Genomic DNA, 25,769 nt, shown 5'->3' on the forward strand with positions numbered 1-25,769 from the left:
GGGAAAAGTGGGGAAATAGTGAGTGATGTCGATGTGGCGATCGTCGGTGGTGGGGCCGCCGGCACGCTGGTCCTGGCCAATCTGACCCGCCTCGCCGCCGGCCGGCTCCGGGTCGCGCTCATCGACCGCGGCCCCGGCCGGCTCGGCAGCGGCACCGCCTATCGCACCACGGACCCGGCCCATCTGCTCAATGTCCGGGCCGCCGCCATGAGCGCCTGGCCGGACCGGCCCGAGCACTTCACCCGCTGGCTCGCCGCCACCGGGCGCGACGGCGTGACCGGCGAGGACTTCGTGCCGCGGGCGGTGTTCGGCGACTACCTCGCGGCCCTGGCCACCGACGCGGCCGAGGGCGGGTCCAGCGCGGACGTGCGGCTGATCCGGGGCCGGGCCAACGGCGTGCACCGCGGCCCCGACGGCTGGACGATCACCGTCGACGGCGCGACGCCGGTCGTCGCGACCGAGGTGGTGCTGGCCATCGGCATCGAACCGCCGGCCCAGGCGTGGGTACCCCGCCGGCTGCGCGCCCGTCCCCGCTTCGTCGCCGATCCGTGGCGGCCCGGCGCGCTGGACGGCGTCGGCCCCGCGGACCCGGTGCTCATCGTCGGCACCGGCCTGACCGCCGTCGACGTCGCCGTCACGCTCTCGGCCCGCACCCGGCGGCCGATCACCGCCACGTCCCGCAACGGCCAGCTGCCCTTCGCGCACACGCCGCAGGCCCGCCCGCCGATGCCGCTGGACGGGGTGGCGCTGCCGACCGGCATCCGGCAGGTGCGCCGGCTCGTGCACCGGCGCGTCCGCGAGTCGATCGCGGCCACCGGTGACTGGCGGCCGGCGATCGACGGGCTCCGGCCGTACACCCAAGGGATCTGGTCTTCCCTGTCCGACCCGGACCGCCGCGAGTTCCTGCGGCGGGACCTGCGCCGCTGGGACAACGCGCGGCACCGCATGGCCCCGCCGGTCGCCGACGCGATCGCCGGGCTGCGGGCCGAGGGCCGGCTGGCGATCGCCGCCGAGCATCCGTCGGTCGCCATCGCCCGGGCCGAACCCGGCAGCTGGATCATCAACACCACCGGGCCGGACCCGGACCTGGCCGGCTCGACCAACCCGCTGATCCAGCAGCTGTTCGCCGAGGGCTACGTCACCACCGGCCCGCTCGGCATGGGCTGGGCGACGACGCCCGACGGGCAGTTGCGCGACGCCTACGGTGCGCCGGTACCCGGCCTGTGGACGCTCGGCAGCACCCGCCGGGGCCAGCTGCTGGAGAGCACCGCCGTGCCGGAGATCCGGACCCAGGCCCTCGCCCTGGCCGAGCGCCTGCAGGGTCTCGCCGCCCCCGGCCGGGCGCCGGGTCCGCGGGTCCGCCGCGACCGGTACGGCCTGCCCGTGCTCACCTCCGCGCGCGCCGCCGAGCACTTCGACGACGCGGTCCGCCGGGTGCTGCGCGTGCAGCAGGGCGCGGACGCGGCGCTGGACGCGGCGACCGCCGAGGACCCGTCGTTCGCGCTGGCCCACACCGTCCGCGCCCTGCTGGCCGTCGAGGGGGTCATCGCCGCCGACGCCCCGGGTGTCCTGGCCGAGGCCGAACGGGCCGCGCAGGTGCGCAGCGACGCCCGTACCAGCAGCCTCCTGCGCGCCGTCGCCGGCCGGATCCGCTCCGGCGACCCGGCGGGCCTGCTGCGCCACATCGACGAATTCCCCCGCGACGCGCTCGTCGTCAACGCCTGCGTCCCGACGATCGCGTTCGGCGGCGCCACCCAGGTGCCGCAGCACGCCTGGGCGATCGTCGAGCGGCTGGCCCCGGTGTACGGCGAGGACTGGTGGTACCTCGGGCTGCTCGCCTTCGTCCGCCAGGAGCAGCACCGCTGGACGCAGAGCGCCGAGCTCGCCGAGCGGGCCCTCGCGGCCGACCCGGCCGGCGGCCACGCGGCCCACGCGCGCAGCCACGTGTACTACGAGACCGGCGAACACCACACCGGCCTCACGTGGCTCACCGCCTGGATCGACGGGCCCGGACGGACCGCGTTCCAGGGCGCGCACTTCTCCTGGCACGCCGCCCTGCACGAGCTCGCCCTGCAACGCTGGACCGACGTGTCGGCGCGCCTGCACGGGCAGCTGGCACCGCCGTCCGTCGGCGGGGTCCGCGCCCTCGTCGACTCGGCGTCGCTGCTGTGGCGCTGCCGGGTGCTCGGCGCACCGCCGCAGCCGGTGACGATCGACGAAGTCCTCGACGTGGTCCCGAAAGACCTACTGAGCCAACCACGGACCGCGTTCATCGGCCTGCACGCCGCCCTCGCGCTCGCCGCCGCCGACGACCCGGCCGGGCTAGCCGCACTCGGCAGCTACGCCGCGGGCCGCACCGAGCCCGCATTCGACCTCGTCGCGGTGCTCGTCCGCGCGCTGCGCGCGTATCTGGCCGGCGACTACGCACGCACCGTCGAGCTGATCTCCCGCCGGACGGGGGAGTGGGTCCGCCTCGGCGGCAGCGACGCCCAGCGCGAGGTTATCGACGACGTCTTGCTCAGCGCTTTACAGCGCGCCGATCGGTACCGCAACAGCTGAAACCTCTCCCGGCCGACCCACTCTCAAATTCGTCACAGCGATCCCGGACAGGTGGGCCGTCGGCGGGCGAGCCGGCGTCGGCGGATGTCCATGCGTAGTTGTGCCGATACCTGGGCGGTACCCATGCCGTTGTATCCAGCGTTCGCTGGGCGTGACGTGGCGGCTCACCATCGTTCTCGAGTTGCATCGGCGAACCCTCTCGTTTGATGTAGTGGAGGTCGGCAAAGGCGCCGACGCGACGTTTTTGTATGCCGGCGGACGTCAAGCGCCACGGCGTGCGGCGAACGGGTGAACACCGTCGGGGGCGTGCCGGCGGTAGGGTCGCAAGCCCCGGGTGGCTTCCGGCCACGCCATCGAATGTCGAGGGCTGCGGCGGGGTCGTTCGTATCGTCGGGTCCGGGTGTCAGTCACTGATCGCCACGAGACCGGAATCGAATAGCTGCCAGCCTGTGAGCAACTCGGCACCTGGGATGGGGTGCCTACTGGCAGGGATGTCGACATGTGCTGGTGAGCTTGCCGTAGGTTCTCCTGCCCCACTGCGTCGCCGGGACCGCGTGCGAGACCGCGCTGCAGCTGCCGGACACACCGTGGCGTCTGCGAACTGCTGCGGGATTCCCCGCGAATCGTCGGTGTCGCCAGTCGTTGGTGTCGCCGTTGTAACCCAGGATGGACGTCGCGCCGGCCCGAGACGTCGACTCCGGCGTAGGTGCAGGACCTTCCGTTCCACCGGCCGCGGAGTGCGGTTCGGGCTGTGACGCGGCCTGCTGGACCGGTCACACATCCCCGCCGGCCCCTGAGCACGATAGCGGTCGGACCAGCGTTTCGCCGTGACCGGACTGACCTGGAACCGTTCCGCGGCCCGGCGTAACGGCCAGCCGTCATCCACGACGCACCGGGCCAGCCGCAATCGGCCGAGTTCGGTCAACGGGGCATTAGCGTGGGGCATCGAGGACCTCTCGGATGTGGTGTGGAACTGTCGCAAGCTCCACTTCATCTGGAGGTCCTCACCTATTTCAGGACATGCGCCGCGTTACCAACGTCCGTGGGCAGAACACCTAGCGCGTGTTTCATATGTCTGGTCAGAGCCATTCGTTGATCACGGTGATGGTGACGGTGGCTTGGTAGCGTACGGCGAGCAGTCGAAGCGGGTGGCCATGCCGCGGTTGCGTTTGAGGCGATTGATGCCGCACTCGACCGCGTGGCGTTGCTGGTAGCGGATCGGGTCGAACGCGGGTGGGCGGCCGCCGTTGGAGCCTTTGGCTTTGCGGTGGGTGTCCTGGTCGGCTTTGCTGGGGATGCATGCGGTGATGCCGCGTGAGCGCAGGTGGGTCCGGTTGGCTTTCGAGGTGTAGGCCTTGTCGGCCAGGACCAGGTCCGGGCGGGTGCGCGGGTGCCCGCCGCCGATTCGAGCGACGCGGATCTTGGCCAATACCGGAATGAACTGCGGGCTGTCACCACGATGCCCCGCGGTGAGGATGAGCGCGAGGGGTTTCTGGCCCTGCTCGCAGGCCAGATGCGTCTTGGTGGTCAGGCCGCCGCGGGACCGGTCCAGCGCGTGGTCGGCGGGTTCGTCGTGGACACCGCCGGGTGGCTCCTGTTGCAGGTGGCCATCGCGGCGAGCGCCGCCGGCGTGCTGATGCGCGCGGCTGGTCGTGGAGTCGACGCTGACGTCCCAGTCGATCAGGCCGGCCGCGTCTGCGCCGGCCTGGGCGGCGGCGAGGATGGTGTCCCAGGTGCCGTCACGCTGCCAGCCGCGAGCAACTCGTCGCCTCGCGCGCACGGATCGTCGCCGCACGGACGATGCCCGTCGACGCCTAGAACGCGACCTGCACGACGGCGCCCAGCAGCGTCTCGTATCGGTGGGACTGGAGCTGCGAATGGCGCAGGACGGCCTGCCGGGCGAGAACGACGATGTCCGGCAAGCTGTCCAGGGGCATCCACGCTGCGATGTGTCCCAGGACGATCTCGGTCCGGCGATACGCACGCTGGCTCGGCGGAGCAGCCTGCCGGTCGAGCTTCGCATTAATGTCGACCCGCGGCTGCCGGAACAGATCGAAGTCGCCGCCTACTACGTCATCTCCGATGCGCTGACCAATGCGGCCAAGCACGCACAGGCCAGCATCGTGAATGCAAACGTCGAGGCCCGTGAGGCTTGCCTGATGCTCGTCGTGCGAGACGACGGTATCGGCGGCGCCTACCGCGACGCGGGATCAGGACTGCTCGGGCTTCAGGACCGGGTCGAGACCCTCGATGGCACCTTCAAGGTGCTAAGCCCTCCTGGTCGAGGCACTACTCTGTACGCCGAACTCCCGTATGACTCTGATGGGTCGGGCTAGGGCTGCATGTCGGCCGATCTGACGTCGGCGATCGATGATTTGCCCGTGGTTTCTCGCGGTCGGCTGCCTGATGCTGCCTGGCGGTGACGTAGCCGTTGTTGCTGGGTAGCGGCGAACAATGCAACCGCCGGGCCGGGCGCGCACCGCAAATTTGCGACCACAGCGCGTGGCGCGCTGCTCGGCCCGTCTGGGCTGCTTCACGCTACGTGATTTCGGCGTTACATTTCTCGGGGGTCGGCACCCAGGCTCGGCCACCTCTGCCCGCGACCCCACGGCGCCTCGCCGTCGGCTTGGGTCGTTGCGGAGCGCGAAATCACCGACTGCAAGCCGGCGATGTACTCATCCATGCGGCTCAAAACTGTCATTTGCCGTGGGTCGTTACGAGCCTCGGCGATGATGACATGCATTTGAGCTCGTGTGGCCTCGGCCGCGCGGAGTAAAGCTTCGAGATCCGCACCTGCCTGCGCGTAGTGTCGGGCCTGAATCGTTACCGTGTGATCACTGGTTATGGGCCCGGCATCTGGTCCGCCGTCAGGGAAGGAGCGCCGGCTAGCGACAACGGCCCGATCGCAGATCGCCATCCAGTCATAATGACATGGCTGTCGCGAAAGCGAAGCGGGAAAGCGGCATTCCGTAATTTCGTCATACTACTGTCGCAAAGGACCCGGCAGTGATCCCGAGCGCAGCAGTACGAGTGGTTCGGACCTTAGTATGGTTGGTTCGTCGTGGTCGGATGTATCGAACCGGCCGCGACCTGCTCACGTTGGCGGGACGGGCTGGCTGTTGAGAGCGCCCGGCAACATTGGATGCCATCTGGAGATCGCTTCGGCAGCGCTATGCGGTCCGGGTTATCGTGCTTGCCGATGCAATCCGGATCTATAAGATGAGCGTGGATCTCGTGAGAAGGAGACTCGCCACGAGGCACGACTAGCGCTAGCCCGAGCACCATGCCGATCTCGCCGGCGCGTGCGCTGGCCTGTTGCCGGCTGGGGTCGAGGTCGGTGTCCCCGACGCGAACCAGCTCGCGGCGGGTCTGCGGCCTGGTGCCGCCATCGTGCGGTCCTGCGCGGCAGACCCGGCGCTCCGAGCCGTCGGCGCGACACTGCGTCACGTACTCACGGCGGACCCCAACGGCCATCGCTGTCCACTTCCTAGTCGTGCAGGATGTTGGCCGCTGGATCTGCGACGTTAGGCGTTGCCGCGCAGGTGGCAGCGCTTGCCTGACGACCAAGGGGGTTGGTTTCACTGGAGGCTGGATCGGTTTGCCGTCCGTTTGAGGAAGCGTAGTGGCTGCGACGAGTTTAAGCGGCGTGACTACGGATTGGCGCCCCGCGCCTCGAGGGTGCGGCTAGCGGACCATTAATTCTCAAACGTGCAGGCCGAACAACCTGACCATCGCTCTGTCCGAATGGACGATTCTACTTGGAGGCATCGATTTTACGCCCAGGAGGATCGGTTCATTTCGAGGGGATAGTAGTCGCCCTATGCGCGGATTGGCAGCTGTCGGAGCTGCTGTGTTGACCAGCGGATGGCCGACAGGAGATCTCTGCCGAGGTCAATCCGTCGGCGAGGCGTAAGTCGACCCCGCTGATATGACCTGGCGGTAGCGATGATTCGTGCCAGCTCGCTCGCGTCGTCGAGGATGGTGTCGATGACATCTGCTGTGAGTGGAAGCCCTGCGATCACGTCTGAGGGCCGATGGCCCATCAGCTCGACGATCGTGGAGAGCATCCCGGCGGTGAACGCGACCTGACCGGAGATGCCGTTGCGTTCGGCGAGAATCTGGCACAGACGGGCACATGTGAGGACCTCGTCGAGGTAGCTGGCGTTGCCCTCTGCCAGGTCGTCAACCAGTAGCAACGTGACCCACTGGCGGATTCGATCGGATCCGAGTAGCACAACGGCCTCGGCGACCGACGATACCTGTCGTGGTAGGCCGGTGCTCGCTGCATTGACGCCCTTCAGGAGTTGCAGCGCAAGTGTCGGATCGGTCTGGACCAAGTCGATCGTGCGGTCAAGACCGACGTCATCTTTGGCGAGTTCGCATAGCAACGCGAGGCGCTGCAACCGCGCGGGATTCAAGGCTTCGGTACTGACGATATGGGGCCGGCCGAAGAGGTGTCCCTGAACGAGCCCGAAGCCGAGGTGCATGGCGAGGTCGAGTGCCTCCGGACGCTCTAGTCGTTCGGCAATCAACTGAACGTGGGGGAAGGATTTGCAAAGAGCAACGGCTTGACGGATTGCTGCGGCACCAGCTTCAGTGCCTGCCTCCAAAAAGTCGATCTTGACGTATGTCGCGTATTCGAGTAGCCCCTGCCGTGCATCATTCTGCATGAATCGATCTATTGCGAACGTGTAACCCTGTTCGGCCAGGGCAGCGACGCCGGTCCTGACGCGGCGGTCGTCACCCACCTCAGGGACGATCTCCAAGGCGACCTGTCCTACGTCGAACGGCAGCGGCAGCTCGCCGACGAGGAACTCACGAGTGACGTTGATGAAGCACGGGCGATCTCCAACCAGTTCGGCGACGCCGAATTCCGTGAACGTCGAGACTATTACTCGTGTAGTTGCGTGTGTGTCGGGCTGCTTCGCCTCGGTTGCGTCCGGTTCGTGTCGGAACAACAGCTCGTACGCTACGACATCGCCAGCCGTGTCGTAGATCGCTTGGCGTCCCACGTGGACCGAGTGGGTGGCGCCGACACCTGACACGCTGCTGGACATACACAAGGTGTAGCGGACCAGACTGTGTCGCAGGATCTGAATGCTGAGTTCACATGGTTGCAATTTCGGGTATGGGCTGCACGAGCGCCCGCCGACCGTCGGCGCCGCAGTCGCCGCAGATGCCTGACTTCTACCGTTGGTGTGTCGCTGTGGCGTGGGGTCTCGGAACCGCCCTCGTTGACTTCGCAGACATCAGGTCCCTCGTACGGCACAGACTTTGCGAGACCGCCCGGTGCGGGGTCTGGCGACCCCCACACCTGCGGCGCCGGTGGCCAGCAGGGGTGTGGCGCGCCGGGGAGACCGCAGGAATTGTGGCGGCGTGCGGCGGATCGCGGTGTTATGGGCTTGCTCGCCGCTTCCGCAATGACTCACGCCGCGGCGTGGCGTTGACGATCCCTTGCACTCTCCGGAGTCGGCGTGTTGCTTCGGACACGGACGGTCAGTCGTCGGGCACGTTGACGTCGGCAATGACAGTAAAGACCGATGCAGTGCCCGTCAGCCCGAGGATTCGTGAAGCTGCTCGTGCGGGGAGACCAGAACCAGGCTAGTGCCGAGGCCACGTAGGCGTTTATGTATGCCGACGAAGACGCTTAGGGCGGTGGAGTCGAGGGATGCCACCGCGGTCAGGTCGATGGAAGGCGATGGCGGTCGTCGAGCAGGGCATGAAGCGAGCGCCGGAGACGTGGGGTAGTGGCGACGTCGAGCGCACCGGAAACGTCACCGGCGGGCTGGATCCGCATGTAACGGAGATGTTATCGCAGCTCCTAACGGCCGGCAGTTGGACGGCGCGTCGACACATCCTACTGGCGCTGCACTCTCAAGGCCCTGCAACACGGGCGCGGCACCGGCGCCTGCGCGGTTTCGCGGACGCCGAATATGGCGATCACGCGACACTTCCGCGTTCCGGAGTGTGCTGGCCTATCCGCACCCACACTCGAAATGGCTCAACGATCCTGACGGCAGGGACACGACAGCCCCATGGGTTTCCTACAGCGGTACCGACTGGAGCATGTCATCGGTACGGGTGCTCCGGCACAGATTTGGCGAGGTCACGACGTGCTGTTGCAGCGGCCGGTCGCCGTGCGGCTGCTGTGCTCGGACCGCATCCAGGATGGCAGCGGTTCCTGGCGGCTGGATGGCGAGCGCCGACGTGATCCATCCCAAGGTGACCGCCGTGTAGAACATCGGCGTCTACGACTTCCCAGCGAGTGGATCCACGCCGTATGTCGTGACGGAGTTCGTCGACGGATCTTCTCGGGCAGCCCGGCTCGGATCAAGACCGGTCGCGGGCAGGACGCAGTACGCATCTGCGCGGACGTGGCCGCCGCGCTACACCAGGCCCACTCCCGGCACACCACGCAAGTCCGCCTCGCCCGGGCAAAGTCCTACTGACGGACATCGGAGCCAAGGCAATCGGCTTCTGCGGCGACGTGTGCCACGACGTCCACGACGCCGCGGACATGTGGGCCCTCGGCGTCATGCTGGCAGCCAGCCTCGGTGGCGCCGACAGTCACGGTCCGCCCCGCGCATTGCTGGCCTTCGCGGATCAGCTGGCCAACACCGATCCGGCATCGCTGCCTGGCATCGGCCACGCGGCGGCCACCCTGCGCCGTCTCGCCGGGACGCTGCCGAACCGCCGCCCACCGCGACCCTCCGCGGACCTGCGCTGCCACCGCTCGCCCCGACACGCCGGACCCGGCAACGGTGGACTACACAACAAGCCGTCACGCTCGCTGGCGCAGCCGCCTTGCTGCTCACCGGGATCGTCACACTCGTCGAGGCCTGGCCCGGCAGCGTTCCGTGGTTGCCGCACCAGATGGGCGTTGTGACCGCGCCAGCCGACGCCGACCTATGTGCCGGCACAGCCCTCGATGCAGGCGACGGCAGGGGAGATGGTCGAGGCGGACCCGCTGCGAGATGGCCGTTCGTTGCGCATTCACCCTGTGGGTCGTAGCCGGGTCCGCCCGCGACCGCGCAAACTCTGTGTGAATCGGCTTGTCGAGCAGGCCCATTGACCGGGCTCGGCCGAACAACCCGCGGCGCAGTAGCCGCAATCCTTTGTATGTAGCAGCCGGGTGCCGACGCCACGACGTCGGCCATGCCATCCACGACGACGGCATCCCGCAACACAACGAGTGCCGCCGCGACCGCGGCAGAAGGTGCCGTTCGACGGACCCCCGGCAGCTAGGAGGTCTGGCGGGGGCCTAACTTGATCTTTAACCTAGGGCCGTCTGGCATCGACCCCGGCTGATCATGGGTGCAGCCCTTGATCGATCATTCCTCTTGTCTAGGGAAGAAGATCGCATCAAAGGCTGCGGAGGATCAGTGTGCCTGATAGCGGGTGTGGTGGGGCGGGCGGGGATCTGGGCTGGTTCCGTGGGGAGTTCTACCGCTGTCTGACGGCTCGCGGGGATGCGTTGTTCGAGTTGGCGGATGCGGTGTTGTGCGCGGATGGGCCGGTGCGGTCGTTGCCGGCCTTGTCGCTGGTCGCGGAGCACCGTCGGGGGCACGGCGCGTTGTATGACGCCCTGGGTGCTGGGCGGGTCGACGTGGATCGGCTGCGGACCGCGGTGGCGTCGGTGCCGTTGCCACGCGCGGCTGACGGCCGGATCGTCCTCGCGGTGGACGTCACCTGCTGGCTGCGGCCGGAGGCGAACACCGTGCCGGAGCGGATCCTGTGTCACACCTACGGACGGGCCAAGGATCAGCACATCGGGGTGCCGGGCTGGCCCTACTCGTTCGTGGTCGCGTTGGAGAGCGGCCGCACCTCGTGGACCGCGCCGTTGGACGCGGTGCGCCTGGCGCCGGGCGCGGACCTGGCCGCGGTCACCGCCGGACAGGTTCGGGACGTCCTCACGCGGCTGATCGCCGCAGGGCACTGGCGGGCCGGTGACCCGCCGATGTGGGTCGTGATGGACGCCGGCTACGACGCTGCCCGCCTGGCCTGGCTGCTGCGGGACCTGCCGGTGCGGGTCCTGGCCCGCCTGCGGTCGGACCGGGTACTGCGCCGGCCCACCCCACCGCGGCAGCCCGGCATGCTGGGCCGGCCCCGCCGGCACGGCGGCGAGTTCATCTTCGGCGACCCGGCCAGCTGGAACGACCCCGACGTCACCACCATGACCGAGACCCGCCGCTACGGCACCGCCACCGCCCGCGCCTGGCATCGGCTGCACCCCAGGTTGACCCGCCGAGCTGCTTGGGCCGACTGCCCGGACCTGCCGATCCTGGAAGGCACCCTGATCCGCCTCGAGGTGGCTCGCTTGCCCTCCGGTGCCACCGCGAAACCGGTCTGGCTGTGGTGCTCCACCAGCATCGGCAACGACCCCACACCCGACGCGGCGATGGTGAACCTGTTATGGCAGGCGTTCCTGCGCCGGTTCGACATCGAGCACACGTTCCGGCTGTTCAAACAGACCCTCGGCTGGACCGTGCCGAAACTGCGCGACCCGGCCGCCGCCGACCGGTGGACCTGGCTGATCATCGCCGCGCACACCCAGCTCCGCCTGGCCCGCCCGATCGCCGCGGACCTACGCCGCCCATGGGAACGGCCAGCACCACCCGAACGACTCACCCCGGCCCGCGTCCGACGCGACTTCCGGCACCTCCGCGCGACGAGCACCTGTCCCGCGAACGCGCCGAAACCCACCCGGGCAGGACCCGGACGGCCCCCCGGCCAACCGAACCGGCATCCCACCCGCCGCCACGACGTCCACACCGTCACCAGCAACGAAGCCAGCAAACCGAGGCCCAGAAAGAAGAAATCGACGAATCCCCGACCACGCCGCACAGGTTAAAGACCAAGCTAAGGCGTGTTTGGTAAGCCATCTGATCGTCGGCGTGGCGGTGGTCGATAGATGGGGAGGTCTCCGGTAAGTGGGTTAGCGACCAAGCAAACCTTCATACCGGAGACCTCGTGGCCAGCGTAGCGGTGACGAGGCGGCACGATCTCACCGACGCGCAGTGGGCGGTCTTGGCCGTGGTGCTGCCTGCGGCGTCGGTGCGTGGGCGGCCGCTGAAGTGGAGCAGACGGCAGTTGATTGACGGGATCCGGTGGCGGATCCGGGTGGGTGCGCCGTGGCGTGATGTGCCGGCCGAGTACGCGCCGTGGCAGACGTTGTACTGGTTGTTCCGTACGTGGCAGCGCGACGGCACCTGGCAGCTGGTGTTGACGGCGTTGCAGGCCCACGCTGACGCGGCGGGTCGGGTTCGGTGGGACGTCAGTGTGGACTCGACCAGCGTCCGGGCGCATCAGCACGCGGCCGGTGCCCGGCGGGACGGCGCCGGCCAGCGGCAGTCTCCGGGCGGCGTGGACACCGAACCGGACGATCATGCGCTGGGCCGGTCGCGTGGTGGGCGGACTACGAAGGTTCATCTGGCGTGCGAGCAGGGGCGCAAGGCGTTGTCGTTGCTGCTGACCGCTGGTCATCGGGGCGACAGCCCGCAGTTTGTGCCGGTCTTGCAGCGCATCCGGGTGCTTCGCCCGGGTGGCGGCCGGCCGCGGAGCCGTCCGGATCGGGTCTTGGCCGACAAGGCCTACGCCGGACAGGCCAACCGGGCCTACCTGCGCCGGTTCGGCATCCGGGCGACGATCCCGATCAAGGCTGACCACGCCGCGAACCGGCGCAAGCGCGGGGCCAAAGGCGGCCGTCCGCACGCCTTCGACCCCGAACGCTACAAGCAGCGCCACGCCGTGGAATGTGGCATCAACCAGCTCAAACGCAACCGTGGCATGGCCAGTCGCTTCGACAAGCTTGCCGTGCGCTACCAGGCCACCGTCATCATCTGCGCGATCAACGAGTGGCTCTGACGCGACTTACCAAACACGCCTTAGCTCGCCATGCGTCGCTTCACCCTGAGTGAGGCAGATCGGCGTCAGCGCAACGCATAGCGACTTGGGCTGCTAGCGTGCTCGCGGATATTGAAAGTTCTCGGGAATGCGAACTCCGGGGCAGTCCCGCATGCTCTGCCGACGCGGGGCTGCTGGCGGCGTTCGTCATCGCTGGCTACGGCCACGTCCTGACCGGCACCGCCGGTCGCCTCCTCTCGGTCACCCCCACGAGGAACTCGTCCAGCAGCACCGCGAGTAGGTCGTGTGCTGCTGCGGATCCTGCGACACGGCGCGCTCGAACCCATCACCCAATAGAGGAAACTGCTCATAAGTCAGAAGCTCGCACTCGTCACCGGCGCCGGCCGTACCCACGGCATCGGCCTCGCCACTGCCCGCGCCCTCGCCGGGCAGTGCTTCCACGTCATCGTGACCGCGCGCACCGACGCCCAGGCGCAGGAGCAGGCAGGCACACTGCGCTCCGAAGGCACAGCGCCGAGGGCTACCGCCTCGACCTCGGCGCGACCGAGGAGTTCCCGGGCCTGGCGGAGCGCATCCGGAAGGTTCACGGCCACCTCGACGTCCTCGTCAACAACGCGAGCGTGTTCCCCGACATGAATACCGCCACCGCGCTCGACGCGCCGATGGACGACATCCGGGCCGCGTTCGACGTCAACGTCGTCGGCCCCTGGGCACTCACTGTGGCGCTGCGCCACCTGCTCGAAGCGGCGCCCGCAGCCCGCGTCGTCAACATCTCCAGCGGCGCCTACCAGCAGATCACCGATCTGGCGCAGCACCCCGGCGACGTCGGAGCGCCGGCGTACTCGTTCGCCAAGCACACGCTCAACTCCCTCACCGTGATGCTCGCGGCCGCCTTCCGCACCACGAAGGTCCTCGTCAACACGGTCGACCCCGGCCGCGCCGACACGCATCCCGAACTCGGTTCCGACGAGGAGGACCTGCCGCCCTCGGTGGCGGCCGGCTGGATCGTCAAGGCCGCAACCCTGCCCGCCGACGGACCGAGAGGCGCGCTCTTCCTCGACGGCCGCCGCATCGGCTGACCCGCGCCGCCCGTCGAGTCCGGTTTCGGTGTGCCGGTGGATTAATGGACAGCGGTCTCCGTTAAGTCGTTCGGCGACCAATCCGGCATCGAGGTCGGTGACGTCTGCACCGGCCGGTGGCGCGTCAGCTGCAGAACCCATGATCAGCAGGGCACGAGTGGCGGTGACGAGGGCGAGGACAACGTGCAGAGAGTGCGAGATAGCCGCACGGGGTTACAAATTATCCATACCGCACCGATCGGACCCAGGCACGTCTAGTCCCCTTTTCGCGGCCGGGACCGCGGTCCGACGGCAACCGCCGCAGCATGGGCGTTACGCCTGGTTGTTTGGTGAGGTTCATCTACGTGGCTGGCTATCGGCAGGTCCGCAATGGTCGGCAGTTCCGCTTCGCCCCCTCTGGGGTATGCGCCGAGTTGGTCACGGATGTCGGAGAACCATCCAGTTATGCCTGGCGGTGGGAAGCGCATACTGTCCGCGACGGTCTCGATAGCCTCCAGGACCGTGTAGCCGAGGCCGGTCGAATGGTCGATATCGTCGAGAACCGGGGCTACTGCCAACTGCTCATGAGTTGACCAGCGGGGATCGGGTCGGCCTCCGTTCCGTCGCAGTGCCCATCGAGCTCGATAGGCGACGCCCGTCGCACGGTCGACAGCCTCAGTCGCAGGCTCAATCCCGGCTGCAATTGTCAGCCGAATACGCGGATCAGTTGGTTTCGGATACCTCATCACCATCAGCCCATCATTTACGAGCGAGTGAGCTTGAGGGTTGGAGGCTCTGCCGTTGGGGGATGAGTCGTTGCATCTAGGAGTTGATACCCGGTACCAGACTTCGTATTCCTCAACGGTTGCTCGATCGGCATAGACCAGGCCCCATCCGGGCAGGGTGGGTTCGCTGCGGATGAGGAGCAGGGTCTGTACCGGTGAAGCGGCGAAGTTGACGGTCGCTCGGTCACACGTGAGATTGACGGCGGCGTGAGGCGACCAGTGCACCGCTACGTCAACCATCGGTTATGACCGTCCGCTTGCCGAGGCGCTGCGAACTGACGAGGATGGCCTTTTCCGGCGCGATGGCGCTTGGTGGACACGTCACATTCTGTTGGCGGCGCGCCGTGGCAGTTGTCGGCCGCCGTCGGTGAAGTCGTGTTTTTTCGCCTCCCTCGTGGGTGGGGAGCTTGCTGGCTGCGGGGCGGGCACCGCTGCATTGGTGGTCGGGCTGCTTCTATAGCCGCCACTGCCGGGGATGGCCGCAATCGGCGTGCGCTTCGGTCAGTTCGCAAGCTCGGCGGATCCCGCCCAGACTCGGTGTACTCTCAGGCGGTCCTCGGTCACGATGCATACGCCTGATGGGCACCGTCTCTCCCGTTCGCCGCCTTCCATGGGCGGCAGATCCGGGTCGTTTGTGCCATCTTCTTGCGTGTCGCACCGGCCACCCAGGTCCGGCTGTTTGCGGTCGTCGCGGGACGGGTTCTGCGGGACGGGGTTAGTGCGCTGCCCGCGGTCATCGGCGCGCCACCGAACCGGAAGCTGCGCAGGTCGTGAGGAAGTTGCGCTACGCTTCGTGGCCACAAAGGGTCTCGCGAGGTGCATAATCACCCTGTTCGGACCGCCTTGGTCGCCGAGCAGTTAACATCTCTGGTATCAGGAGGTGTTGCGTGAATTACTCATCATTTGAACCGGCGCGGCCGGTTGTCGTTGACCTGCGTATACATGACAGCGCAACGCTGGCAAGTGAACTGAATCGTATCATCCCCCACCGTGCCCGTGTCGAATTCGGGGATATCGATGACGCCGATGTCTGGGTGCGCGCGATGAACGATGACGGGATAAAGGCGCTGCGCGTCCGGCTCGGCGGGGTGCACTACGCAGCGAGTTATGATCCGGGTGGCTTTCTGTTCGCCGGAACGGTGCAGAGCGGCTCCATCGCTGTGCGGTCTGGTGGGCGCGACTATGCGCTCGGACGCGATGACGGTTTGCTGTTACCCATGGGCCAACCGATCGAAGGTGAATACGGTGGCTCGACCTTAGCCATGCTTGGGCTACCGATGTCTTACGTTGCTGGCGTCGCCGAGGCCGATTCGGGCATTCCAGCCGCCGACCTCCGCTTCGAAGGAATGCAACCGGTAACGGACCGGATGCAGCAATACTGGGCGGGGGTGGCCGCATTCATATGCGGCCAGCTCACCTCGCCGGGTGTGAGTCTGCCACTGTTGGTGTTGGAACACCTGCGCCGACTCAGTGCCACTGCGCTGCTCAGTGTGTTTCCAAACACCACGCTGACTGCCGCGCGCCTGCCAGGTGCCGGACGGGTCGTCCCGGCCGTGGTCCGTCGGGCGGCCGCGTTTATGGACGCTCATCCTGACCGGCCACTGACCGTTGCTGAGGTGGCGAGCGAGGTCGGGGTGGGCGCCCGCGGGCTTCAGGTGGCGTTCAGACGGCACGTTGGTTGTACCCCGATGGAGTACTTGCGCCGAGTCCGTGTGGAACGTGTCCATCGCGAACTGCGGGACGCTAGTCCTCGTGACGGTGTAACGGTGCGTGCTACGGCCCAGCGGTGGGGCTTCGCGAATCCGGGCCGGTTCTCGGCGCTGTACCGCAGCGTCTACGGTCAGCCGCCCTCTCGGACGCTACGGCTGTGACCGAAATGCCGGGTGTTACACAGCGTCCGTGTCGTCGTCGGTCGAGCTAAGTGGCCCCGGTGCGCCCGTCCCGCGGAGGGTTTGTCGGCTAGAACCCGGTGCGGGTGGGTTCGTGTCCGGCCACTACCCGGAAGCGGGACCGGGATGCGATTGCAGGGTCCGGGACGTGCTGCGGGCTGCCCCTGCGAGACTCCGCTGTCGGCGGCATCGGCAACGCCGTGCGGCCCTGTTCACGTGCTAATTAGATGCACTCGTCGTGGTCCGGTCACCTCGCGACCGGCCCGTCGCACGGTCGTCCGGCTCGGCGCCGCGGGCCCGCAGGATGCCGATGTAATCGGACGCTGGTGGAGCCGACGCTGACGCCCTACCGGAGCCCGGTCGGCCGCGTTAACCTGCGCCTGCAACGCGGGCATCATCGGCTGCTACGTCCGTCCCGCACCCCGCTACGGCCCACCCACCCGAATTCGATCACTGTCAGTCCACGAACCGGCGGAGGCTTTGACTTCGCCAGCGGCTACCCGCGAATCTCTCGAATCATAGCGTCCGCCGTCTATTGCGCCGGCCGACGCACCCGATCCCAGGCATTGCGGGCGTCTCCATCCACCCCCTTGCCACTTGTGCCAGCTGGATCGTCACACTGGACATAACTCAACTCCTTCGATCAGCGACGACTTCGGTCAGAACCAAAGTCGTCGCGCGAAGCCTCAAAGCTGGGGAGTGGCAGGCCTTTGAGGGCGGAACGGGACGATCAGGGCCTATCAGCAGGCGCCGCAGCATCGACGCCCTCCACGCCATGCTCCGCGCCAAGACCCACTACCAGGCCCGCCACGCTGCGCTCGCCGCTTGACAAAACACACATAGGGACACCTCCCGTCGAAACGCAGGCGCCCACGGCGACTTCATCAGTTACCTTCCCGTCAACGCCTTCATCGACACGGCCACCCCGACCCATCAACACCTCCAAACTCGAGGTGTTGCGCCGACCGGTTGAATCCGCCCCGCCGCCTGGGGGTGAGTTTTCACGCGCCGCCGACACGGCGGGTCGCACGGCGAACGTTCACATCTTCCGGCTACTTCATCGAGTCTTCCGGCTACCTCATCGAAATCTCAGATTTCCGACGCCATTTCGCGTACCTGCCGACATGGCGGGTAGCGGTTCTTGGCGCGTGCACGTTGAGACGATCGAGGAGTAACTGTGAAGGCAGTGGTGTGGCATGGAGTCGGCGACATCCGGCTCGAAGACGTAGCGGAACCGAAGATCCAAGCGCCGACCGACGCGATCGTGCGGATCACGACCAGCGCGTTGTGCGGTACCGATCTGCACCTGATTCGTGGAACTATGCCCGGCATGCGCGACGGCACGATCATCGGCCACGAGGCGGTCGGTGAGGTCGTCGAGACCGGCAGCGGCGTACGCAACTTCTCGACCGGCGACCGGGTCGTCGTACCCTCAACCATCTCCTGTGGCTCCTGCTCGTACTGCCGCGCCGGGTACCAGGCGCAGTGTGACAACGCCAACCCGGGCGGCAAGCTGGCCGGGACGGCCTTCTTCGGCGGTCCGGAGGCAGCCGGTGCCTACGACGGCCTGCAGGCGCAGTACGCACGCATTCCGTATGCCAACGGCAGCCTCGTCCCGGTTCCGCCCGGTGTCGACGATGCACAGGCCATCATGGTCTCCGACATCTTTCCCACCGCCTGGTTCGGTGCGAAGCTCGCCGAGGTAGGCAACGGCGACACCGTCGCTGTGTTCGGCGCCGGTCCGGTCGGGCAGCTGGCCATCCTGTCGGCTTATCTGCAAGGAGCGGGCCGAGTCATCGCCGTCGATCATATTGCCGACCGGCTGGCGCTGGCCCAAGCGCAGCACGCGGAGATCGTGGACTTCGACACCGAGGACCCCGTCGGGGCGATCCGTGAGCTCACCGGCGGTGTCGGGGTCGATCGCGTCATCGACGCCGTCGGTGTCGACGCGCAGCGCCCTGCCACCCGCGTGCCGGCCGAGCAAGCCGAGCAGTTCGACGCCGAGCAGCGCCAAGCCGCGCCGGCGTCCAACGGCCAGAGCGGGCAGTGGGTGCCTGGCGACGCCCCGAGCCAGGTGTCGCGGTGGGCCGCGCAGGCTGTGGCCAAGGCTGGCACTATCGGCGTCATCGGGGTTTATCCACAGACAATTACCGGCTATCCGATCGGCGAGGTGATGAACAAGAACCTCACCGTGCAGGCCGGCAATTGCAATCACCGCCATTACATGCCGTACCTGCTGCAGCTGATCGCCGGCGGGGGCGTCGACCCGGCGCTGCTCCTCACTGAGACCGCACCGATGACCGATGTCCTGGCCGCCTACCGCGCCTTCGACCGCCGCGAGCCCGGTTGGGTCAAGGTGGCGCTCAACCCGGCGGCCTGAGCACCGGCGGGTCGGCGGGGCTGGGGCACTCCGGACGAGGTGAGCGACACGACCGCGTTGCACGCCTTCCTGCGGGCATGCCGCCTCCGAGACCGACCAGACCGTCAACGTCGCTGGCGGCATGAGCGCCGCCTGACCGCGGGCTGCAAGAATCAGGAGTAGCCCGAGGCCGCCGTACAGGGCGCCGAGGATGCTGATGACCAGACGGGTGCTGCCGCCGCGCAGCCCGCTGACGTTGCGTTCGAGTTCCGGGCCGATGACCGGCAGGTCCCCGACCGCGGTCTGCACGAGTTGCTGGTGCAGGTGCGGGTTGGCCTCCAGGACGAAGCCGAGCGCGGTCAGGAACAGCAGGGTGAGCGGGAACAGGGAGATGCGCCCAGGGGGTGTGCGGGACGGGGTCGGCGGTGATTCAGTCTGGCAGCGAGGTTGGGGCGGTGAAGTCGTCGATGGGTTCGCTGAGGGCGTAGACGATCATCTTGTCGGGGACTGGGTGGTTCATTGGTGTGCGTTGGCGAGTTGGCCGGGGGTTTGGGCGAGGCGGTAGGAGTCGGTGCCGGTCTCGATGATGTTGCCGCCGAAGGTGATCCGGTCGACGGTCGCGGCGCACAGCCGGGGGTCGGTGAACGTCTTCGTCCAGCCGGAAACGCTTCGTTGGACGGGATCGCGACGGAGGCCTTCTCTTCGCGTTCCGTCAGCACCTGGAAGAGCGGCTCCGCGCCGCCTTTGTCGAGTCCACGTAGCCGAGCTCATCGATGCAAAGGAGGTCGACGCGGCCGTCGCGAGCGATCGTCTTGGCGAGCATCTTGTCATCGGCTGCCTCGACGAGCTCGTTGCCGAGTTTCGTCGCCAGCACGTAGCGGACCAGCTAGCCGGCCATCGCGGCCTCGGTGCCCGATGCGATGAGCAGGTGGCTCGTGCCGGTGCCGGAGTCGCCGATCAGGCAGAGCGGCATGCCTTCTTGACCCAGTCGCAGGTGGCGAGCGTATGGATGACAGCTGGGTCGACGTGCGGGTTGGCGTCGAAGTCGAACGCGCGCAGGCTCTTGTCGCGCGGGAACGCGGCGGCTTTGATCCGGCGTTCGGAGCGGCGCCGGGCCCGGTCGTCGCACTCGGCTATGAGTAGCTCGGCGAGGAACCGCGGTAGGTCATCTGGTTGCGGGCGGCGGCGTCAGTGAGCTCGGGGAACTGGCCGCGGATGGTCGCCAGGCGCAGCAGCCGGCAGGCGGAGTCGATCGCCGCGTCGGCGGCGTGTTCGGTGAGTCCTCGGTGGCGGGTCGTCATGGCCTGCTCCCCTCTGCGGTGCGACGTGGATGGCGAAGTAGCTTGTCGTAGGCGGTGACCGTGGGCAGCGGCCGGGTGTCGGCGGGCAGCTGGGCGAGCCGGCGTTGGGTGAGCGAGACTACGTTGCCGACCTGCTGGGAGGGTCGATCGGCAGAGGCCGGGTGATCGTCGGTCTCGGCGAACTTGCGGGCCTGCAACGCGACCGCGTCGGCGGTCAGCGCGTAGCGCGGCGGCCAGGCCGGCGACGACGTGTTCGTGGGGCATGCGCCGGTGCGGGGGCAGGATTTCGATCAGGGCGCGTGCCGGCGGCGTCGCCGTGGGCTCTGCGGACAGCTTCCCACCAGGCGTCGGGGACCGGAGTGAACTTGCCCGCGGCGCGGGCCTGCTCGAGTGCGGTGGAGCCGGGCAGCGCGCCGAGTTTGCGGAGCAGGCCCTCGAGGTAGTGGTCGTGGTCCAGCCGGCTGCCGCTCTTGGCCATCAGCCGTTTGCGTCGGGCGACCTCGGTGCGGCCGTCATAGACGACCAGGTGGGAGCGTGCAGAGACGCGGACCTGCTGGCCGACTAGCCGCATCGGCACCGAGTAGCGGTTGGTGCGGACGGTGACCTGGCTGGAGCGGTCGACGCGCGGGCCGAGCCAGGTGCCGGTCTCGAACAGCTCGTCCGGCAACGCCGCGAGCAGCGGCCGCTCGATCGCGAACAGTTCCCCGACGGTGTGCGCGACGGTGTGCGCGACGGTGTGCGCCCGGGTGCCGATGCGGCGGGCGCCGTCGGCGGCGTCCCACGCGTCGACCATCGCGTTGAGCTGGTCCAACGACTCGACATCCGGGACGGGGACGAGGTGGTTGCGACGGAACCAGCCGATCTGTCCTTCGACCCCACCCTTCTCGTGGGCGCCCTGCAGTCCCGGCTGGCAATACCATGCCTCGATGCCGAAGTGGGATCGAAAAGACGTCCAGCGGGCGGTTTCGACCCGCTGGCGCGCGAACCCGAGGACCTGGGCGACCGCCGCGCAGGTTGTCGTAGCGGATCTTGCCGGTGGGAACACCGCCGAGCGCGGTGAACGCGTGGACCTGGCCCTCCAGGAACGCCTCCTGGCCACCTGAGATGAAGATCCTTCTCCACACCACGAAGATCATCGATTGGATGCTCGTAGTGTGCGACGGCAAGCGGTGAACACCGGCCGCCGCGTCACAAGGCCGCGGCGTGCTGTGTTGGTCACCGTTAGGCGAGGAGCACGACGTTGGAATGTACGGAGCCGGCGCGCCCAGCCAGCGCCGACCTCATCCTCCCAGCAGCCCGCTGCGATGTGAAGAGGGCGAGGACATGAGACAGAACGAGGGGCTTGAGGGGTACAGAGCGGCCTCCAGTGACGGTCCATCGTCGTGATCGATTGACGACGATGGTCCCCCGGAGGCGGAGGACACAACAGACCGGCATCCACCACATCATGCCAGCACTCATCCTGTGAACGCCGCCGGTCGCGACATACTTCAAGCGTGCCAGCAATGACCGAGAACGAAGCGATCGCCTTCCTCGCTGAGGAACCTCACACTGGCAAACTTGCCACGGCTGGGCCGACGGGCGACCCGCACGTGGCGCCGATCTGGTTCATCGTCGACGGCCCTGACATTGTCTTCAGTACCGGCCGTGACACTGTGAAGGGGCACAACCTGCGCGCCAACCCCAGAGCCGCGCTGACCGTCGACGTCGAGCGGTTCCCTTACGACTTCGTTGCGGTGCGCGGCGGCGTCGCCATCGCCGAGGAACCATCGGACCTGATCACCTGGGCGACCCGGATCGCCGAGCGCTACGTCCCGGCCGGGGGGGCTGGGACGTACGGTCAGCTCAATAGCCAGTCCGGCAACTTGTTATGCCGGCTACGTATGAGCCGGGTCGTCGGGATCCGCGACATTGCAGCGATCTAGGCCCGGTCAACGGAGATCTTGCCGGGACCAGGTTTGCCACGAGTGCATGGAGCCGGTGAACGTCTGGGTCCGGGCGCGGACGAGGTCGTGTCGTGGCGGTATTCGGTGAGAGCTCGCAGCGCGGTGATGATCTCGTCGGTCAGGGTGCTGTTGAGGCGGGTCGCGGTCAGCGCCGCGATGCCGACGGATAACGCGTCGGCTTCGTAGGTCTCGCGGCCGTGACCGGTGGACCGCATCCGCACCCGTCTGGCAGTTTCGCTGGCACGTCCAGGGCCTCGACGCTGTCGGCGGCGAGCCGGTCGCGCAGCGGTGCGCCGAGACCTGCGGCGCCTTCGATGGGCTAGGTCGCCAGGGGGGACGTGGCGCGCGAATCGTTGCAGGGCGCACCCGTCTGTCGCCGAACACTTGACACAGGGGGGATGCCGCTGCGTTGACAGGCCTCAGCGAGATCCGCTGTCCTGCCGTCGCGGTCTCGGCACAGCCGTATCAAACGAATTTGGTGAAGCGGGGCGGGGCGGCAGATGCTGCGTTTGGTTCACGCCGATCCCGCCTGCGGCGAGGGACATCGCGCCGAGAGTGGGTGGCCGGCCACGCCACCCAGTCCGGCTACGGGATCCACCGTGAGGACGTACCGCTCATGACAGGGGGGTAACGGGGTGAGCTGTGGCAGCAACGGCATCGTGCTGTCGGCCACGAGCACCGTCATTGTCGCGCCGGCGGTGGCGCCTTGTCTTTTGGTGCGCGAGGCGGGCTAGTGTCGTGAGTCGTTAATGCGTGTGCAGTAGCGGGCGATGGATTCGAGGATCTGGTCGGCGGTCTTGGTCCAGACATAGGGCTTTGGGTTGTTGTTCCAGGCCTCGATCCAGGCGCGGATGTCGGTGTTGAGGGCGCGGACGGTGCGGTGAGTGCCGCGTTGGAGTTTCTTGGTGGTCAGTTCCCCGAACCAGCGTTCGACGAGGTTGAGCCAGGATGCGCTGGTCGGGACGAAGTGCAGGACGAACCGCGGGTGGGCGGTCAGCCAGCGCTTGATGGTCGGGGTTTTGTGGGTGGAGGCGTTGTCCAGCACCACGTGCACGTCCAGGTCCGCCGGGACCTGCCGGTCGAGGGTCTGGAGGAACTTCTTGAACTCGATCGCGCGGTGCCGGGCATGGAGGGAGCCGATCACCTGGCCGGTGGCCAGGTCGAGGGCGGCGTAGAGGCTTGAGGTGCCGGCCCGGACGTAGTCGTGGGTGGCGCGGGCCGGGGTGCCGGGCAGCATCGGCAGGACCGGGGCGGTGCGGTCCAGTGCTTGGATCTGCGACTTCTCGTCCACGCACAACACCACGGCGCGTTCCGGCGGATCGAGGTACAGCCCGACGACATCACGGACCTTGTCGATGAACAGCGGGTCCTTCGACAGTTTCCACGCGTCCTGCCGGTGCGGCTGCAATCCGAACGCCCGCCAGATCCGTGAGATCGCGGTCTGCGACAGACCGACCTCAGCAGCCAACGAGCGGGTCGACCAGTGCGTGGCGTCCTTCGGTGTCGTCTCGAGGGTTGTGGTGATCACCCGCTCTACATCAGCGTCGGCGATCGTGCGGGGCCGGCCGGGCCGCGGCTCGTCCAGCAGGCCGTCGAGCCGATCACCGGCGAACCGGTTCCGCCACTTCGTCACCGTGCTACGCGAAACGCCGAGTTCCTCGGCGATCTGCCCGTTCGCGGCCCCGCCGGCAGCCGCGCAGGCAAGGACCACCCGCGACCGCAACGCCAGGGCCTGCGCACTCGAGGGACGACGCGACCACGCTAGCAACTGCTCTCGCTCGTCATCAGTAAGCACGATCGGTACTGCTGTCGGCAACGGCATAACACACCTGTACCCACTGACGACGATTTAACGACTCAGGACACTAGACGCTCCTGTTCGGCGCGCCGGGCGCTCGCTGGACGGGCGCCGTGGCAACGCCGACGCTGGGCTGCTGATGTCTGTCGTCACCTCCGAAGCCCAAGTTGCGCAGCTCTTTGCACCCGCGCGGGCTGCGGTTGGCCGACGTAACCGTGGAGTTTGCGCCAGCTGCTGAGCCTGGGGGACTGGCGCGAGTGGGTACGGGCGCCCGGCTCCTCTCCGGAGCTAGGCCACGATCCGGCGCCGCCGGGGACGTTCGGCAAGTCGCTCAGGTGCGGCAGGCCGCCGGTGCGTAGGGTGCTCGAATGGTGCGGTCCGGCCCGTCCATCGCGCCGACCCGGGACGAAATGGCTGAGCTGCTCCACCGTGCAGACTGGGATCTGACCGCCTTCGCCGTCGAGGGACGGACCGGACGCACTGTGCATGGGCCGACCCCGGGTGCGCTGATGAAGCAGGTTCGCCGCCGCGTCGCCAAACCTTCGGGAAGCTAGCTGAACCCCGAGTGGGCAGCGGCTACCATGGCAGCGGTGCGGCGTCGCGGAAGGGGCCACCGGTCGGGCCGTAGGCGCGGAGCGTTGCGACCCAGGCATGCCAGCCGCGTTGCGGTGGCGATTCATCAAGGCATCGACGGTCGCGCGGGCTGCGTGTCGGTACGGTCCCCGAGGCGGGCCACAGTGGCCGCCGTGGTGGCTGCGGCCGATGTATCGCGAACGGAAGTGGACGAGAAATCCCAGTTAGGCCACGCAGTCGGCCGGGGTGTTGGCAAGCCACGAGTCGGCCGTCGAGGTGACCAAATCGTTCAGGTCGGCTTGAGCGAGACCGAACATTGCCCAGGCGCGGCCCCGGAGCCAGATGCTAGTCCGCGAGACACCGTTCTCCGACAACGCGCCATCACGATCGGCGCACTGCAGCAACGCGCCGTCGTGGCGCGCGCAGAGTCGGTAGGTATTGCGGGCATGCGCATCGCCGATGTCAGCGTACCCAGCGAGCTGCAGCAGTTCGACGGTGCCGGGCATGGCATCGGCTCAGGCGCCGCCGCGGGGCCAGGAGTAAAGCGCGACGTTCTCGCTGCCCGGCGGTATGACGCCGAGCGTGTGATCGACATCGGCCGCTAACGCGGCGGGCGAGTGCCGCACCGTACCAGGAGAGAAACCCACGCAGGACGGTCGGCGCGGGTGACGCGCGGAGACAGCCGAGCGGTGAACTCGTCCGCCGCGACGGTGAAGCGGCGGCTGGCTGTGGCTTGCCCGGCGAGCCATGAAACAGCAATTGGCAAGGCGCGTCCCGCTCGTGTCGTCGTCCGGGACGGGGCCTCCATCAACCGGGTTTGGGGGATGCGTCGAGTTCGGCGACGCACGTTGGTGAAGCGGCAAGTGCCTGAACCAAGCGGGGACCGCAATGGAAACAACGCTGTGGCCCGTCTGCGTCCAGACGGGCCACAGCGTCATGAAAGCCGGCCGGATGAGGAATCCGGACCAGAGATATTTAGTTGTACCTTCCAGTTCGGCGTGCATTGGCCGGACCTTAGGGTTTGCGGAGGGAAGGTTTCGGAATATTGCAGTCGGCTCCGAACCCGTCGCAGGTGCCGCGCAAGCCCGGCCGGAACGTGGAACTGCGGAGGATACGCAGTCCATTGGGCTGGTGGCGATAGCTAAACACGGTACATTCACGCCGATGGGGCGGTGTCCATACACGACGTGCTGCCTACCGCGCCGATTGATTGCTGCTCACCCATGGTTGCGCAGCCGTGATATGCATCCTGCCTCAGGCCTTGGGTGTGACACACCAACGTGGCCGGGGCTGAGATGGCGTTCGGCTTCCCGTACCGCCGCCTGTAATTGGTCCACGGCGGCGACGGCCGCTGTGACGGATGCCATCGGGTAACGCTCGTCTTGCATTCGCCGGACCGTTGCCTGCAACAGCCGGACTTGCTGCCGTGCCATCTGCAGGAAGGCTGCGATCACCTTGTCGTGCTGCTGCACTCGGAGATCGTGCACACAACCTGGGCGGCATCCGGAACGGTTTTGCGGAGTTGCAACCAGGTCGCACCTCGCGGCGCATCACACTGGCAACGCAGCCGACATCGGCTGCTGCCCGCAGACGCCGGGACGACAGCATCGCTAAGGCGTTGTTGTCCTCCGCACCGA

General features: G+C 67.6%; 20 protein-coding genes and 3 pseudogenes. 9 read left to right on the forward strand and 14 right to left on the reverse strand.

Translation table 11 applies throughout. The features are described from left to right. The first annotated feature begins 18 nt into the window (after positions 1-18). Complete coding sequence (locus ACQP00_RS19760) at positions 19-2,559, forward strand: FAD/NAD(P)-binding protein (RefSeq protein ID WP_433221142.1); 2,541 nt, start codon at positions 19-21, stop codon at positions 2,557-2,559. 673 nt (positions 2,560-3,232) lie between these two features. Here the strand turns inward: ACQP00_RS19760 and ACQP00_RS19765 are convergent. Both ACQP00_RS19765 and ACQP00_RS19770 read right to left on the reverse strand, forming a co-directional pair. After that, positions 3,233-3,505 (reverse strand): annotated as a pseudogene (locus ACQP00_RS19765) (leucine zipper domain-containing protein); the annotation flags it as partial. A 133-nt stretch (positions 3,506-3,638) separates the two neighbouring features. Continuing rightward, positions 3,639-4,315, reverse strand: a pseudogene (locus ACQP00_RS19770) (IS5 family transposase); the annotation flags it as partial. A gap of 103 nt (positions 4,316-4,418) precedes the next feature. On the opposite strand from ACQP00_RS19770, the gene ACQP00_RS19775 reads away from it, so the two are divergent. Beyond that, on the forward strand, positions 4,419-4,895 hold the full coding sequence (locus ACQP00_RS19775) for a sensor histidine kinase (RefSeq protein WP_433221144.1): 477 nt from the start codon (positions 4,419-4,421) through the stop codon (positions 4,893-4,895). A gap of 1,482 nt (positions 4,896-6,377) precedes the next feature. Here ACQP00_RS19775 and ACQP00_RS19780 read toward each other — a convergent pair. From ACQP00_RS19780 to ACQP00_RS19795, 4 genes are all read right to left on the reverse strand, one after another. Next, complete coding sequence (locus tag ACQP00_RS19780; RefSeq protein ID WP_433221146.1) at positions 6,378-7,616, reverse strand: EAL and HDOD domain-containing protein; 1,239 nt, start codon at positions 7,614-7,616, stop codon at positions 6,378-6,380. Positions 7,617-8,111: 495 nt separating this feature from the next. After that, a complete protein-coding gene (locus ACQP00_RS19785) occupies positions 8,112-8,234 on the reverse strand; it encodes an STAS domain-containing protein (RefSeq protein ID WP_433221148.1) in 123 nt (40 codons plus the stop codon). A gap of 369 nt (positions 8,235-8,603) precedes the next feature. Further along, complete coding sequence (locus ACQP00_RS19790) at positions 8,604-8,801, reverse strand: hypothetical protein (RefSeq protein WP_433221150.1); 198 nt, start codon at positions 8,799-8,801, stop codon at positions 8,604-8,606. 200 nt (positions 8,802-9,001) lie between these two features. After that, positions 9,002-9,208, reverse strand: a complete 207-nt coding sequence (locus ACQP00_RS19795; RefSeq protein ID WP_433221152.1) for a hypothetical protein — start codon at positions 9,206-9,208, stop codon at positions 9,002-9,004. 729 nt (positions 9,209-9,937) lie between these two features. Between ACQP00_RS19795 and ACQP00_RS19800 the strand changes: the two genes are divergently transcribed. The 5 genes and pseudogenes from ACQP00_RS19800 (at position 9,938) to ACQP00_RS19820 (ending at position 18,535) form a co-directional block, all read left to right on the forward strand. Next, positions 9,938-11,410: an NF041680 family putative transposase gene (locus ACQP00_RS19800; RefSeq protein WP_433223634.1), complete on the forward strand. Its 1,473-nt coding sequence runs from the start codon at positions 9,938-9,940 to the stop codon at positions 11,408-11,410. Between the two features lie 119 nt (positions 11,411-11,529). Then, a complete protein-coding gene (locus ACQP00_RS19805) occupies positions 11,530-12,423 on the forward strand; it encodes an IS5 family transposase (RefSeq protein ID WP_433221154.1) in 894 nt (297 codons plus the stop codon). A 396-nt stretch (positions 12,424-12,819) separates the two neighbouring features. After that, positions 12,820-13,502 (forward strand): annotated as a pseudogene (locus tag ACQP00_RS19810) (SDR family NAD(P)-dependent oxidoreductase). A gap of 1,651 nt (positions 13,503-15,153) precedes the next feature. Beyond that, on the forward strand, positions 15,154-16,137 hold the full coding sequence (locus tag ACQP00_RS19815; RefSeq protein WP_433221156.1) for an AraC family transcriptional regulator: 984 nt from the start codon (positions 15,154-15,156) through the stop codon (positions 16,135-16,137). 1,195 nt (positions 16,138-17,332) lie between these two features. Then, entirely contained in the window at positions 17,333-18,535 is a 1,203-nt protein-coding gene (locus tag ACQP00_RS19820) for a zinc-dependent alcohol dehydrogenase (RefSeq protein WP_433221158.1), read from the forward strand. A gap of 691 nt (positions 18,536-19,226) precedes the next feature. Here the strand turns inward: ACQP00_RS19820 and ACQP00_RS19825 are convergent. The 4 genes from ACQP00_RS19825 to ACQP00_RS19840 all read right to left on the reverse strand — a co-directional run bounded on the left by ACQP00_RS19825 (position 19,227) and on the right by ACQP00_RS19840 (position 20,626). After that, entirely contained in the window at positions 19,227-19,388 is a 162-nt protein-coding gene (locus tag ACQP00_RS19825) for a hypothetical protein (RefSeq protein WP_433221160.1), read from the reverse strand. Between the two features lie 83 nt (positions 19,389-19,471). After that, positions 19,472-19,651 (reverse strand): ATP-binding protein, encoded by a 180-nt coding sequence (locus ACQP00_RS19830; protein ID WP_433223912.1) that lies wholly within the window; start codon positions 19,649-19,651, stop codon positions 19,472-19,474. After that, on the reverse strand, positions 19,648-19,815 hold the full coding sequence (locus ACQP00_RS19835; RefSeq protein ID WP_433221162.1) for a hypothetical protein: 168 nt from the start codon (positions 19,813-19,815) through the stop codon (positions 19,648-19,650). Before ACQP00_RS19835 ends, ACQP00_RS19830 begins: the two co-directional genes overlap by 4 nt. Positions 19,816-20,029: 214 nt before the next feature. Then, positions 20,030-20,626 (reverse strand): Mu transposase domain-containing protein, encoded by a 597-nt coding sequence (locus tag ACQP00_RS19840; RefSeq protein ID WP_433221164.1) that lies wholly within the window; start codon positions 20,624-20,626, stop codon positions 20,030-20,032. Positions 20,627-20,741: 115 nt separating this feature from the next. On the opposite strand from ACQP00_RS19840, the gene ACQP00_RS19845 reads away from it, so the two are divergent. Then, positions 20,742-20,918: a hypothetical protein gene (locus ACQP00_RS19845; RefSeq protein WP_433221166.1), complete on the forward strand. Its 177-nt coding sequence runs from the start codon at positions 20,742-20,744 to the stop codon at positions 20,916-20,918. A 402-nt stretch (positions 20,919-21,320) separates the two neighbouring features. Then, positions 21,321-21,740 carry a PPOX class F420-dependent oxidoreductase gene (locus ACQP00_RS19850; protein WP_433221168.1) on the forward strand — a complete coding sequence of 140 codons (420 nt, stop codon included), beginning with the start codon at positions 21,321-21,323 and terminating at the stop codon, positions 21,738-21,740. Here ACQP00_RS19850 and ACQP00_RS19855 read toward each other — a convergent pair. From ACQP00_RS19855 to ACQP00_RS19870, 4 genes are all read right to left on the reverse strand, one after another. Beyond that, the gene (locus ACQP00_RS19855) at positions 21,737-21,976 is read right to left on the reverse strand and encodes a hypothetical protein (protein WP_433221170.1); all 240 of its coding nucleotides are present in this window, start codon (positions 21,974-21,976) and stop codon (positions 21,737-21,739) included. The genes ACQP00_RS19850 and ACQP00_RS19855 overlap by 4 nt on opposite strands. A 515-nt stretch (positions 21,977-22,491) precedes the next feature. Then, on the reverse strand, positions 22,492-23,583 hold the full coding sequence (locus ACQP00_RS19860) for an IS630 family transposase (protein WP_433207943.1): 1,092 nt from the start codon (positions 23,581-23,583) through the stop codon (positions 22,492-22,494). Between the two features lie 773 nt (positions 23,584-24,356). Beyond that, positions 24,357-24,638, reverse strand: a complete 282-nt coding sequence (locus ACQP00_RS19865; RefSeq protein WP_433221172.1) for a hypothetical protein — start codon at positions 24,636-24,638, stop codon at positions 24,357-24,359. A gap of 711 nt (positions 24,639-25,349) precedes the next feature. Next, positions 25,350-25,604, reverse strand: a complete 255-nt coding sequence (locus ACQP00_RS19870; protein WP_433221174.1) for a hypothetical protein — start codon at positions 25,602-25,604, stop codon at positions 25,350-25,352. Positions 25,605-25,769 lie beyond the last annotated feature (165 nt).

Origin of the sequence: Dactylosporangium sp. CS-047395 (assembly GCF_050942185.1) — a bacterium.
Classification (GTDB): Bacteria; Actinomycetota; Actinomycetes; order Mycobacteriales; family Micromonosporaceae; genus Dactylosporangium.

Coding starts and splice junctions, on each gene's coding strand:
- ACQP00_RS19780 (WP_433221146.1), bottom strand. CDS start 7,616: ATGTCCAGCAGCGTGTCAGGTGTCGGCGCCACCCACTCGGTCCACGTG.
- ACQP00_RS19790 (WP_433221150.1), bottom strand. CDS start 8,801: ATGTTCTACACGGCGGTCACCTTGGGATGGATCACGTCGGCGCTCGCC.
- ACQP00_RS19835 (WP_433221162.1), bottom strand. CDS start 19,815: ATGACGACCCGCCACCGAGGACTCACCGAACACGCCGCCGACGCGGCG.
- ACQP00_RS19845 (WP_433221166.1), top strand. CDS start 20,742: ATGCCGAAGTGGGATCGAAAAGACGTCCAGCGGGCGGTTTCGACCCGC.
- ACQP00_RS19850 (WP_433221168.1), top strand. CDS start 21,321: ATGACCGAGAACGAAGCGATCGCCTTCCTCGCTGAGGAACCTCACACT.
- ACQP00_RS19855 (WP_433221170.1), bottom strand. CDS start 21,976: ATGCGGTCCACCGGTCACGGCCGCGAGACCTACGAAGCCGACGCGTTA.
- ACQP00_RS19860 (WP_433207943.1), bottom strand. CDS start 23,583: ATGCCGTTGCCGACAGCAGTACCGATCGTGCTTACTGATGACGAGCGA.
- ACQP00_RS19865 (WP_433221172.1), bottom strand. CDS start 24,638: ATGCCCGGCACCGTCGAACTGCTGCAGCTCGCTGGGTACGCTGACATC.